The organism is Dietzia sp. UBA5065 (assembly GCA_002415925.1).
Classification (GTDB): Bacteria; Actinomycetota; Actinomycetes; order Mycobacteriales; family Mycobacteriaceae; genus Dietzia.
The window spans coordinates 1,141-13,338 of the sequence record DIAZ01000185.1; the positions used below are offsets into that span (position 1 = coordinate 1,141).

12 protein-coding genes and 1 pseudogene are annotated in these 12,198 nt (G+C 71.6%); 6 read left to right on the top strand and 7 right to left on the bottom strand.

The window, feature by feature from the left end:
* On the bottom strand, positions 1 to 464 hold a 464-nt coding region (locus B4M60_RS15210; RefSeq protein WP_414646819.1), incomplete at its 3' end, for a 2-keto-4-pentenoate hydratase.
* 51 nt (positions 465 to 515) lie between these two features.
* Here B4M60_RS15210 and kstD point away from each other — a divergent pair.
* The 3 genes from kstD (at position 516) to B4M60_RS15225 (ending at position 3,396) form a co-directional block, all read left to right on the top strand.
* Positions 516 to 2,231: a 3-oxosteroid 1-dehydrogenase gene (gene kstD / locus B4M60_RS15215; RefSeq protein ID WP_291085965.1), complete on the top strand. Its 1,716-nt coding sequence runs from the start codon at positions 516 to 518 to the stop codon at positions 2,229 to 2,231.
* A gap of 1 nt (position 2,232) precedes the next feature.
* Complete coding sequence (locus B4M60_RS15220) at positions 2,233 to 3,093, top strand: MaoC/PaaZ C-terminal domain-containing protein (protein ID WP_291085968.1); 861 nt, start codon at positions 2,233 to 2,235, stop codon at positions 3,091 to 3,093.
* Between the two features lie 72 nt (positions 3,094 to 3,165).
* A complete protein-coding gene (locus B4M60_RS15225) occupies positions 3,166 to 3,396 on the top strand; it encodes a hypothetical protein (RefSeq protein ID WP_291085971.1) in 231 nt (76 codons plus the stop codon).
* Between the two features lie 13 nt (positions 3,397 to 3,409).
* On the opposite strand, the gene B4M60_RS15230 is transcribed toward B4M60_RS15225, so the two are convergent.
* The 3 genes from B4M60_RS15230 to B4M60_RS15240 are packed head-to-tail and all read right to left on the bottom strand — an operon-like array spanning position 3,410 to position 5,083.
* Positions 3,410 to 4,453 carry an LLM class F420-dependent oxidoreductase gene (locus B4M60_RS15230; RefSeq protein WP_291085974.1) on the bottom strand — a complete coding sequence of 348 codons (1,044 nt, stop codon included), beginning with the start codon at positions 4,451 to 4,453 and terminating at the stop codon, positions 3,410 to 3,412.
* A gap of 10 nt (positions 4,454 to 4,463) precedes the next feature.
* On the bottom strand, positions 4,464 to 4,814 hold the full coding sequence (locus tag B4M60_RS15235; RefSeq protein ID WP_291085977.1) for a hypothetical protein: 351 nt from the start codon (positions 4,812 to 4,814) through the stop codon (positions 4,464 to 4,466).
* Positions 4,811 to 5,083: a hypothetical protein gene (locus B4M60_RS15240; RefSeq protein WP_291085980.1), complete on the bottom strand. Its 273-nt coding sequence runs from the start codon at positions 5,081 to 5,083 to the stop codon at positions 4,811 to 4,813. The genes B4M60_RS15235 and B4M60_RS15240 overlap by 4 nt, the downstream gene beginning before the upstream one ends.
* Before the next feature lie 34 nt (positions 5,084 to 5,117).
* Here B4M60_RS15240 and treS point away from each other — a divergent pair, with 34 nt between their 5' ends.
* Together treS and B4M60_RS15250 are read left to right on the top strand one after the other, a co-directional pair.
* Positions 5,118 to 6,902 (top strand): maltose alpha-D-glucosyltransferase, encoded by a 1,785-nt coding sequence (gene treS / locus B4M60_RS15245; RefSeq protein ID WP_291085983.1) that lies wholly within the window; start codon positions 5,118 to 5,120, stop codon positions 6,900 to 6,902.
* Positions 6,899 to 8,284, top strand: a complete 1,386-nt coding sequence (locus tag B4M60_RS15250; protein ID WP_291085986.1) for a maltokinase N-terminal cap-like domain-containing protein — start codon at positions 6,899 to 6,901, stop codon at positions 8,282 to 8,284. The genes treS and B4M60_RS15250 overlap by 4 nt, the downstream gene beginning before the upstream one ends.
* Positions 8,285 to 8,296: 12 nt before the next feature.
* Here the strand turns inward: B4M60_RS15250 and B4M60_RS15255 are convergent, their stop codons facing one another.
* Positions 8,297 to 9,946 carry an AMP-binding protein gene (locus tag B4M60_RS15255; protein WP_291085989.1) on the bottom strand — a complete coding sequence of 550 codons (1,650 nt, stop codon included), beginning with the start codon at positions 9,944 to 9,946 and terminating at the stop codon, positions 8,297 to 8,299.
* 238 nt (positions 9,947 to 10,184) lie between these two features.
* On the opposite strand from B4M60_RS15255, the gene B4M60_RS15260 reads away from it, so the two are divergent.
* Complete coding sequence (locus tag B4M60_RS15260; RefSeq protein ID WP_291085991.1) at positions 10,185 to 11,216, top strand: alpha/beta hydrolase; 1,032 nt, start codon at positions 10,185 to 10,187, stop codon at positions 11,214 to 11,216.
* Here B4M60_RS15260 and B4M60_RS15265 read toward each other — a convergent pair.
* On the bottom strand, positions 11,213 to 12,022 hold the full coding sequence (locus B4M60_RS15265) for an oxygenase MpaB family protein (protein WP_291085993.1): 810 nt from the start codon (positions 12,020 to 12,022) through the stop codon (positions 11,213 to 11,215). The genes B4M60_RS15260 and B4M60_RS15265 overlap by 4 nt on opposite strands.
* Positions 12,019 to 12,198: pseudogene (locus tag B4M60_RS15270) on the bottom strand (lipid-transfer protein); the annotation flags it as partial. The pseudogene B4M60_RS15270 and the gene B4M60_RS15265, both read right to left, overlap by 4 nt.

The window sequence follows — 12,198 nt, forward strand, 5'->3', positions numbered from 1 at the left end:
GTGTCGGGGAGCGTGATCTTCCAGTCCCTGATCCGCGAATCGATGAGCTCGATCGACGGCACCACCCACTCGATCGCGGCGGCCGCCTCCTCCTGCGAGCAGCCCTCAGGCGGGATGTCGGCGCCCAGGATGAAGCCCACCTCCACCTCGACCCGCGGGAAGCAGAAGCGCGCGGCCTCGACCGGCGAGCCCTCCGGGTACTCCATGGTGTCGAGGAGGTGCCCGTAGTCGGGCTCGTCGACGCCCATCATCTCCTGCATCGCCTTGGAGGCCAGCCCCACCTTGTGGCCGGTCACCACGGCCCCGGCGTCGAGCTTGCGCCGGATGTTGACGAGCTGGATCTCAAAGGCGTCGTCCGGGGTCATCTCGGGGTGGTCGGCGGTCAGCGGCGCGATGGGCGCGACGTCCGCCTCGGCATCCCAGAGCCGCCGGGCGAGCGTGGCGCGGGTCTCATCGTTGAGCATGACGAGGATGCTACCTGGGCCGTCTGGCGTGACGGCCCTCGGTTCTATAACGTGTTCTACATGGCAGACCAGGAATTCGACGTCGTCGTCGTCGGTAGCGGTGGAGCAGGCATGACGGCCGCCCTCGCAGCAGCGAAGAAGGGCCTCAGCGTGGTCCTCGTGGAGAAGGCCCCGCACTACGGCGGCTCCACCGCCCGGTCCGGCGGAGGCGTGTGGATCCCGGGCAACTCGGTGCTCCAGAGGGACGGGGTGCTCGACACCCCCGAGGCGGCCCGCACCTACCTCATGTCGATCATCGGGGACGTGGTCGCGCCCGAGCGGATCGACACCTATATCGACCGCGGGCCCGAGGTCCTCGACTTCATCCTGGCCAACACGCCCCTCAGGCTGGAGTGGGTCGTGGACTACTCCGACTACTACCCGGAGGCCCCCGGCGGCCGCCTCGGGGGACGCTCCGTCGAACCCAAGCCGTTCGACCTGCGCCAGCTCGGGTCCGAGGCCGAGAAGCTCGAGCCGCCGTACGCCAAGGCGCCGGTGAACATGGTGGTCATGCAGTCCGACTACCGCTGGCTCAACCTCCTCCAGCGTCCGCACACCAAGGGCGTCCGCAGGTCGATCCGGGTCGCCGCCCGCATGTTCCTCGCCAAGGCCCGCAAGCAGAACTCGGTGGGCATGGGCCGGGCGCTCATCGCCGCCATGCGCAAGGGACTGCTCGACGCCGGCGTGCCGGTCTGGCTCGAGACCCCCATGACCGGACTGGTCACGGAGGGCTCCGGCCGGGACGAGCGGGTGGTGGGCATCACCGTCACCCGGAACGGCGAGGAGATGACCCTCCGTGCCCGGCGCGGCGTGGTCATGGGATCCGGCGGGTTCGAGCACAACCAGGAGATGCGCGACAAGTACCAGCGTCAGCCCATCCCCACCTCGTGGACCGTGGGCGCCAAGGGCAACACCGGCGAGGGCATCGAGTACATGGAGAAGGCCGGGGCCGCCCTGTCCTTCATGGAGGACGCCTGGTGGGGTCCGACGATCCTCATGCCGCGCGGCCCCTGGTTCGCGCTGGCCGAGCGGTCGCTCCCCTGCTCCTTCATGGTCAACCAGAAGGGCGAGCGGTTCATGAACGAGTCGCTGCCCTACGTCGAGGCCGGCCACAGGATGTACGGCGGCGAGTTCGGGCAGGGCGAGGGCGAGGGCGAGAACGTGCCGGCCTGGATCGTGTTCGACCAGGAGTACAAGAACCGGTACCTCTTCGCCGGCCTGCAGGCCAAGCAGCCGCTGCCGCGCAAGTGGCTCGAGACCGAGAACTTCCACAAGGCGGACACCCTCGCCGAGCTCGCCGCGCTGATCGACGTGCCGGCCGAGGCGCTCGAGAAGACCGCCGCCCGCTTCAACGGCTTCGCCGCCACGGGCCGCGACGAGGATTTCAACCGCGGCGTCTCCGGCTACGACCACTACTACGGCGACCCCACCAACAAGCCCAACCCGAGCCTCGGCCCGGTCGCCAAGGCGCCGTTCTACGCAGTCAAGATGGTCCCGGGCGACCTCGGCACCAAGGGCGGCGCGAACACCGACGTCCACGGCCGCGTCCTCCGCGAGGACGGCTCCGTCATCGACGGCCTCTACGCCGCCGGCAACGCCTCCTCCCCGGTCATGGGTCACACCTACGCCGGGCCCGGCGCCACCATCGGCCCGGCCCTGGTCTTCGGCTACCTCGCCGTGGAGAACATGCTGGCCAACGACGCGACCACCCCGAAGTCAGGAGTCTGACGTGCCCATCGATCTGAGCAAGGCCCTCGGCGCGCAGCTGCCCCCGCAGGAGTTCTCCTGGTCCGCCTCCGACGTGGCGCTGTACGCGCTCGCCGTGGGTGCCGCGGGCGACCCGATGGACACGAAGGGTCTCGAGTACGTCCACGACGCCGCGCCCAAGGTGCTGCCGTCGTTCGCGACCGTCGCGGCCACGATGAACGTCACCGAGGCGCCGCGGGTGTCCTTCCCCGGCGTGGAGATCGACCTGGCCAAGGTGGTGCACGGCAGCCAGTCCGTGCGCCTGCACCGGCCGATCCCGGCCGACGGAACCGCGACGACGACGACGACGATCGCCGAGATCCAGGACAAGGGCTCCGCCGCGGTGATCATCCAGGAGTCCGAGACCGTGTCCGCCGACGGCGAGAAGCTGTGGACCTCCCGGTCCGGCATCTTCGCCCGCGACGAGGGCGGCTTCGGCGGCGAACGCGGCACCTCCGAGAAGGTCGAGTACCCCGAGCGGGAGCCCGACCACACCATCGAGGTCGCGTCCTTGCCGCAGCAGGCACTGCTCTACCGCCTGTGCGGTGACCGCAACCCGCTGCACTCCGATCCCGCGTTCGCCGAGGCCGCGGGCTTCCCGCGTCCGATCCTCCACGGGCTGTGCTCGTACGGGCTGGTGCTGCGTGCGGTGGTCGACACGGTGCTGGGCGGCGACGTCACCCGCGTCCACGGCTACGGCGTGACCTTCGGCGGGATCTTCTTCCCGGGCGAGACCATGCGGATCCGCGTGTGGGAGGACGACTCCCGGCTGCTCGTGGCGGCCACGGTCGCCGAGCGCGACGACGCGCCCGTGCTCAAGAACGTGGTGGTCTCGCTCGCCTGACGGGCACGCCCGGTGAGCGGGAAGTCGGCGATTCCCGCCCCCCCGGCGCGCCCCGCGCCGCACCATGGAGGAATGACCACCCCCACGCGTCCGCGTCTGACCCTCCTCGCCCTGGCCGCCTCCGCCGCACTCGCATTGACCGGCTGCAACCTCGTCGGCGGCGGTTCGGAGGAGGAGGGCGACCCGTCCACCGACTCGCCGGGCACGTCGCTCCAGCAGGACGAGGGGTCCGGGGACGAGGGGTCCGGGGACCAGGGCGACGACGGCGGCGATGAGGGCGACGAGGGCGGCGACGACAGCTGATCCGCCGCCCGGGTCAGCAGAGGTCGCGGAACTGCTCCACCAGCCGGATGCGGCCGTCGGCGTCGAGGGCCATCGGCGTCACGGTGAGCGTGGTGGCCCCGGCCTCGCGGAACGCCTCGACCCGCTCGGCCACGTAGGACGCGGGCCCGATGAGCGAGACCGAGCGGACCAGCTCGTCGGGTACGGCCGCGGCGGCCTCGTCCTTCTTCCCGTCCAGGTACAGGTCCTGGATGCGCGCGGCCTCGGCCTCGTAGCCGTACCGGCAGGCGAGCTCGTTGTAGAAGTTCTTGCCGCGCGCGCCCATGCCACCGATGTAGAGGGCCAGGTGCGGGCGGACGAAGTCCAGGTAGCCGGGGACCTCGTGCTCCTCGCAGATGGCCAGCGGCGGGCCCGCGTACACCTCGAGCTCCCCGAGCGACGGGTCCCGCTTGGCGCGGCCCTTGGCCAGCGCGTCGCCCCAGGCGAGGCCGGCCTTCTCCGGGTGGAAGAAGATCGGCTGCCAGCCGTCGGCGACCTCGGCCGCCAGCTCCACGTTCTTGGGCCCCAGCGCGGCCAGCACGATCGGGATGTTCTCCCGCACCGGCTGGTTGATGAGCTTGAGCGGCTTGCCCAGGCCCGTGCCCTGGTCCGCGGGCAGCGGGATCTGGTACTTGGCACCGTTGTGCACGACCTTCTCGCGGCGCCACACCTGACGGCAGATCTCGATGATCTCGCGGGTCCGGGCCAGCGGCGCGTCGTACTTCACGCCGTGGAAGCCCTCGACCACCTGCGGCCCGGAGGCCCCGAGGCCCAGGGTGAAGCGCCCGTCGGACACGTAGTCCAGGCCCGCCGCCGTCATGGCGGTGAGCGTGGGCGTGCGCGTGTAGATCTGCAGGATGCCGGAGGCCAGCTCCATGCGCGTGGTCTTGGCCGCGAGGAACCCGAGCTGGCTCACGGCGTCGAAGGAGTAGGCCTCGGGGACAAAGGCGATGTCCAGCCCCGCCCGCTCGAGGTCCGCGGCCTCCGCCGCCGTCTCGGCGAACCCGCCGCTGTAGTTCAGAGCCATTCCGATGCGCATGTGCGCGACACTACCGGGGGGCCGGCACCCGGATTCCGCGGGTCACCGCGTCGACCTCTCCCCCCACGCGGACAAACACGCCGACCCGCCGCCGCAGCAGGGTGTCGCCCCGCTCGTACCCCAGGAATCGGAACCCGGCGTCCGCGGCCACGGCCAGGACCGTGGGCTCGGGCAGGTCGACGTCCGAGGTGGGGACAGCGACGAGGTCGGCGGTCCCCAGCATCCGGGCCAGCCGCAGGCGGCGCACCCGGACGTCACCCCGGCGGCGCAGCGCCCGACGCGCCGCCACCGCCGCGAGCGCCACCGGCCACAGGGCCGCGGGCAGCAGCGCCACCAGCAGCAGCACCCAGCCGGGGCTCACCGGTCCGCCGCCCGGGTGAACCGCATCGGCTCCGTCCACGGCCCGACCCCGACCAGCGCCTCCACGCCCCCGACGGGCTCGAGGCCCCTGGCCCGGGCCGCGGCCAGGATCACCACCCGGGGAAGCCGGAACTCCCACGGGCGGATGACCAGCTCGTCGTCGTCGTATTCCTCCAACCGCGCCGCCAGCGCCCGGGCGCGGCGGCCGTGCCGGTCCTGGAACGCGAGGGCGAGGCCGCGCACCCGCGCGGCCGGGTCGAATTTCCCCATGCACCGGATGGTACGGGGCCGTAGGCTCGCGGCCATGGCCCCGACGTCGCGCCAGAAGTCCGAACCGCATCCCCCCGGCCCCCGGCCGGCCGAACCCGAGCTGACCGACGACGGCCACGTGGTGGAACCCAGCGCCGACAGCTACCGTCACGCGGCCGAGCTCGAGGTGGACCGCGAGTGGTACAAATCGGCCGTCTTCTACGAGGTCCTGGTCCGGGCGTTCAACGATTCCGACGGCAACGGGACCGGCGACCTGCGGGGACTCACCGAGAAGCTCGACTACCTCCAGTGGCTGGGCGTCGACTGCCTGTGGCTGCCCCCGTTCTACGATTCGCCGCTGCGCGACGGCGGCTACGACATCCGCGACTTCCGGGCGGTGCTGCCGGAGTTCGGCACCGTCGAGGACTTCGTGGAGTTCCTCGACCAGGCCCACCGGCGCGGGATCCGCGTCATCACCGACCTGGTCATGAACCACACCTCGGACACCCACGCGTGGTTCACCGAGTCCCGCTCCGACCCGGACGGCCCGTACGGCGACTTCTACGTGTGGTCCGACGACGACACCCGCTACCCCGGGGCCCGCATCATCTTTGTGGACACCGAGTCCTCCAACTGGACCTACGACCCGGGGCGCGGCCAGTTCTACTGGCACCGCTTCTTCTCCCACCAGCCCGACCTCAACTACGACAACCCCGAGGTCCAGGAGGCGATGATCGACGTCCTCCGGTTCTGGCTGGACCTGGGGATCGACGGCTTCCGCCTGGACGCCGTGCCGTATCTGTTCGAACGCGACGGCACCAACTGCGAGAACCTGCCCGAGACGCACGAGTTCCTGCGCAGGTGCCGCGCGGTGGTCGAGCAGGAGTACCCCGGGCGCGTGCTGCTGGCCGAGGCCAACCAGTGGCCCGAGGACGTGGTGGACTACTACGGCGAGCCCGAAGTGGGCGACGAGTGCCACATGGCGTTCCACTTCCCGCTGATGCCGCGGATCTTCATGGCCGTGCGACGGCAGTCCCGCTTCCCCGTCACCGAGATCCTGGCCCACACCCCCGCCATCCCGTCCTCGGCGCAGTGGGCGATCTTCCTGCGCAACCACGACGAGCTGACGCTCGAGATGGTGACCGACGAGGAACGCGACTACATGTACGCGGAGTACGCCAAGGATCCGCGGATGAAGGCCAACATCGGCATCCGCCGCCGCCTGGCCCCCCTGCTCGACGGCGACACCAACCAGTTGGAGCTGTTCACCGCGCTGCTGCTGAGCCTGCCGGGCTCGCCGATGCTGTACTACGGCGACGAGATCGGCATGGGCGACAACATCTGGCTGGGCGACCGCGACGGCGTCCGGACCCCCATGCAGTGGAGCCCCGACCGCAACGCCGGCTTCTCCCGCGCCGACCCGGGCCGCCTCTACCTCCCGGTGATCATGGACCCGCAGTACGGCTACCAGGCCGTCAACGTGGAGGCGCAGCTCAACTCCACCGCGAGCCTGCTCCACTGGACCCGGCGGATGATCCACGTCCGCAAGGACCATCCCGCGTTCGGCCGGGGCGAGTTCACCGACCTCGGCGGGTCCAACCCGTCGATCCTGGCCTTCCTCCGCACGCGCGGCGGCGACGTGATCCTCTGCGTCAACAACCTCTCCCGGTTCCCGCAGGCCGTGCGCCTGGACCTGGCGGAGCACGCCGGCCGTCGGCCCGTCGAGCTCACCGGCGGGGTGCCCTTCCCCGACATCGACGCGGACCCCTACCAGCTGACCCTGCCCGGGTATGGCTTCTACTGGCTCGAACTGCGCCACCCGGACGAGGCCCCGAAATGACGGGCATCCCCGCCGTGGACGAGGCGACCCTGACCGCGCTCCTCGCGGCCTGGCTGCCCGAGCAGCGGTGGTTCGCGGGCAAGGGCCGGGAGCTGTCCGGGGTGCGGATCGCCCGGCGGGCCGTGCTGCTCGACCACCCCGAGGTGCTGGTGGAACACCTGCTGGTCGACGTCCTGGCGGGCGGCCTGCCGCAGCGCTACCAGGTGCCGCTGGCCACCGCGCACACCCTGCCCGACGACCGGCGGGCCTTCCCGCTGACCGCCGAGGGCGCCGACCCGGTGGTCTACGACGGCCTCCGGGACCCCCGGGGCACCGAGTCGCTCGTGACCCACCTCGCCGGGAGGGACGAGGTGGGGGGGCTGAGGTTCCGCCTGGTCGAGGGCGCCCCGGCCCCGGCCCCCGTCCGCGGGCGGCTCCTCGAGGGCGAGCAGTCCAACTCGTCACTGGTGTTCGGCGACGACCTCATGGTCAAGGTGTTCCGCCTGGTCCAGCCGGGCGTCAACCCCGACGTGGAACTCCACGCCGCGCTGGCCCGGCGGGACTGCCCGGCCGTCGCGGCGCTGCGGGGGTGGGTGGAACTGGGCGGCGCGGACGACGACGACGAGCCAGGCGGCGGCCCCACCACCCTGGCCATGGCCCAGGAGTTCATGGCGGGCGCCGCGGACGGGTGGGCGATGGCCACGGCGAGCGTCCGCGACCTGTTCGCCGAGGCCGACCTGCTGGCCGAGGAGGTGGGCACCGATTTCGCCGACGAGTCCCGCCGGCTCGGGGCGGCCGTCGCCCAGGTCCACGACGACCTCGCGGCCGCGACCGGCACCACCACCCGGGACGGCACCGAGATCGTGGCGTCCATGCGGGCGCGGCTCGACGCGGCGGTGGCCGAGGTCCCCGGGCTCGCGCCGTTCGCCGACGCCGCCCGGGCCGTCTTCGACGAGGTGGCCGGCTCCGGGCCGGTGCCCGTCCACCGCATCCACGGGGACCTGCACCTGGGCCAGACCCTCCGCGCGCCGGACCGCTGGATCGTCATCGACTTCGAGGGCGAGCCCGCGGCGCCGCTCGAGGAGCGCCGGGTCCCCGACTCCCCCGCCCGGGACGTGGCGGGGATCCTGCGCAGCCTCGACTACGCCGCGCAGCACACGCTCGTGGGGGTCACCGACCGTCAGCTGCGCTTCCGGGCGCGGGAGTGGCGGGACCGCAACGTGGACGCGTTCTGCACTGGCTACGCCGAGGTCAGCGACGCCGACCCGCGCGAGACGGGCGCGCTGCTGCGGGCGTACGTGCTCGACAAGGCCGTGTACGAGGTGGTGTACGAGTCCCGCAACCGGCCCGGCTGGGTGGCGGTCCCGATGGGTGCCGTCGAGCGCATCCTCGGGACCGCCTGACCGGACCTCGCGTCAGTTGGACGCGATCCGCTCCTTGGCCCACTTGTAGTCGGCCTTGCCCGCGGGCGACCGGCGGATCTCGGGCACGTCGACGATCACCTTGGGCACCTTGTAGTTGGCCAGGGACTGCCGCAGGAACTCCGAGAGCTCCTCGGGCTCCGCGGACATGCCCTCGCGGAAGGAGACCACCGCGGCGACCTTCTGCCCGAACCGCTCGTCCGGGGCGCCCGCGACCAGGGCGTCGTGGACGGCCGGGTGCGCCTTGAGCGCCTGCTCGACCTCCTCCGGGAACACCTTCTCGCCGCCGGTGTTGATGCACCCCGAGCCGCGGCCGAGGAAGACGATCGTGCCGTCCTCCCGGACCCGGCCCATGTCGCCGAGCACCGAGACGCGCCGACCGTCGACCTCGGGGAAGGTCTTGGCCGTCTTCTCCGGGTCGTTCCAGTACCCCATCGGCACGTGGCCGCGGCGGACGATGTAGCCGATCTCGTCGGAACCGGGGGCGATCGGCGCGTTGGACTCGTCGATGAGGCCGAGCCGCGGGCCCGGCGGCAGGAGCATCTCCCCCTCCTCGTTCAGGCTCATCTCGCCGTCGTTGCCGGATTCGGAGGCACCGAAGTTGTCGCGGATGATGACGTTCGGGAACTCCGCGACCAGCCGGTCGCGCGAGGTCTTGGACCAGATGCCGCCGCCCGAGGCGACCATGAACAGCGCGCTGAAGTCCTTGGTGTCCTTGGCCTCGAGCAACGCATCCGTGATCGGGACCGCCATGCCGTCGCCGACGAACATCAGCAGCTGGGCCTTGTACTCGGCCGTCGAGTCCACGATCACCTGCGGGTCGAAGTCGCGGAACATGACGAGGTGGCCACCCAGGTTGACGAAGGTCAGCAGGGTGAACAGGCCGGCGCCGTGCATGAGAGGGGCCGAGATGACGATCTTGAAGCCACCCTCGGGCGAGACGTGCTCGGCGACCTCGGCCGGGCTGTGGCGCTTGTCGCCGTAGGGGTTACCGCCCGACAGGCAGGCGTAGTAGTAATCCGACATGTGCCACTGGACCCCCTTCGGGAAGCCGGTGGTGCCGCCGGTGTAGACGATCCAGTGGTCGTCGCCGCGGGCGGGCTCGAAGTCCCGCGCGGCGGACTGCGCGGGCAGCTCGGAGTCGACGTCGACCACGGCGATGCCCTTCTCGGCGCACGCCGTGGCCAGCACCTCGGGCACCCCGCCCACCACGAGCACGGACCTCACCGTCTCCAGCTGCGGCACGGCGGCCGCCATGGTCTCCGCGAACTCCGCGTCGACCAGCACGGCGACGGACTGCGAGTCGTTGAACAGGTAGACCAGCTCGGCCGGGGTGTAGCGGTAGTTGACGTTGATCCCGGCCACCCGGATCTTCATGGCCGCGACGATCGCCGCCATGTGCTCGGTGCTGTTCTTCATGTACAGCGCGACGTGGGTCCGCGGCTCGGCGCCGTGCGCGCGGAGGAGGTGACCCATGCGGTTGGCGAGCTCCTCGACCTGCCGGTAGGTGTAGTCCACCCCGTCCATGGTCAGAAGGAGATTGTCCGGGATCTTGTCGACCACGGCCTCGAAGACCGCCGCCTGGTTCATCTCCGGGTTGGTTCCGGCGAGCGGATCGGTGGACTGGTCGGGTGCGTCGGTCATCGGAGAATCCTTTGCGCGGGGGTGCGAACTGTGGCTGTCCTCACATTGTGACCTGAACTTGTTCTCATGTCCAGACGCCCCGCTGACCTGCCGATACCGCGCAAAGCTAGAACAGGTTCTTCCAAGAGCTGGGCGCCCGTCCGCGGATTGGCGTGACCCCGACCGTGGGAAGCCCTACATTCTAGTGATGAGCGGAACGCGGTCAGTGCCTACAGACGTGCCTCGTGACGACGGACTGATGTTGCCCCAGGCCACCGGGTCGGGCGATGTCCCCCACGACGGGCGGATGTCGGCCGCCCCCCAGGCCGACCGTCCGTCCGAACGACGGCCGGTGCTCAACGGCCCCCGTTCCCAGGGCACCCTGAGGTCACGCGGCCTGGCCGGCGGCCTGCGGCTGTTCGTCCGCCCGGCACTGGACAAGATGCCGCCGACGCACGCGTCGCTCGGTCGCCTGCGCGCGTTGACGTCGGGCGCCGGGCGCGCGGCCGCCCTCGAGACCACCAACGACTGGTCCTCCGACGGGCCCGTCCCGGGCCTGTGGGTGGGCCGCAAGCGGTTCTTCGACTCCGACAGGGTGATCTACCACATCCACGGCGGTGGATTCACCTTCGGCTCGCCCTGGTCGCACAAGGCCCTCGCCTCCCGGATGGCCAGCGAGACCGGAGTCCCGGTGTTCCTCCCCGACTACCGGCTGGCGCCCGAGCACCCGCACCCCGCCGCCACCGAGGACGCCCTCGCCGGCTGGAACTGGCTGATCAGCATGGGCTTCGCCCCGGAGAACATCGTCGTGTCCGGAGACTCCGCCGGCGGCAACCTCGCCCTCCAGCTGGTGGCGGCCCTCGAGGCGCAGGGCGCCGCGATGCCGGCGGGCGTCGTGCTGCTCTCCCCCTGGGTCGACCTGGACTTCACCGACATGACCGAGCGCGACAAGGCCAAGAAGGACCCGTTCCTGGCGGTCGGCCTGGCCGAGCTGTGCCGCGCCCAGTACGCGCCGGGGGTCGACCCCAGCGACCCCGCGATCTCGCCGATCCACTACGTCCCGTCGCCCGACTGGCCGCCGTTCCTCATCCAGTGCGGCGGCGGGGAGATCTTCTGCGGCGGGATCGAGCAGCTGGCCGAGCGCTTCGCCGAGCACGGCGTCCGCCACGAGTTCCAGCTCTGGCCGCACCAGTTCCACGTCTTCCAGGTGTTCCACCCCGTGGTCCCCGAGGCCAAGATCGCCATGCGCGACATCGGGTCGTTCGTCCGCGGGTGCCTGCGGGGGAACTAGCCGCGGGGCGCCACGCTCCTGCGCGAGGCCCGCAGCACCAGCGCCGTGGGCAGCTCCCGGGCGGCGCGGGGCAGGCGGCGATACGCGGCCGCGGAGACCCGCATGAGCGCGTCGAAGCGCCGCCGGTCGACGGGGCTCCACGGGAACCCGTAGGCGTCGCGGAGCCGGTCCGGCAGCAGGCCCACGGTGACGAACCGCACGAGGCGCAGCACCGGGCGGACGGGCAGCGGGTGCGACGCCGGGTCGAGCAGCCGGTGACCGTACTCGCGCACCCGCGGGTCGAGGTCGATCCCGTCGAGCGTGCGCGCGAGGTACGCGTCGTAGGCCGCGCGGTCGGCCGGCCACAGCTCCGCGGGCACCTGAAGCGACGTGCCGTAGGTCTGGAACTGCTCGTACAGGCGCTCGGCCGCGTCGGGGCCCATCGGCCCGAACACGCGTTGCCACAGGTCGCGCCCGCCGTAGTACATGCAGCCGGCCACCCACAGCTGGAGCGCCGGGTCGAAGGCGCTGTAGGCCACCGGCGCGTCGGGGCCCGAGCGGACCGGTCCGTGGGCGCGGTTGACCCTCCGGATCACCGCCTCGCGCTCGGTCGGGGTGCCGAACGCCACCAGGTAGATGTACGCGGTGGTGTTGCGGAACCGCCCGACCGGGTCGCGCAGGGCGCGGCTGTGCTCGGCCACGCCCAGGCCCACCGGGGTGAGCGCGATCTCCATGAGGAAACGCCGCGGCGCGCCGGCGAGGAACGAGGCGTCGCGAACGACGTCGCGCAGGGTCGGCCCGTCCGCGGTGCGGGTGACGGAGGTCATCCCGCCACGGTGAGGACCAGGCCCGAGGTCGGCACACCGGTGCCGGCGGTCACGACCAGCTTCTCGGCTCCGGGCACCTGGTTGACCGAGTCCCCCCGCAGCTGGCGCACGCCCTCGGCGATGCCGTTCATGCCGTGGATGTACGCCTCGCCCAGCTGGCCCCCGTGCGTGTTGAG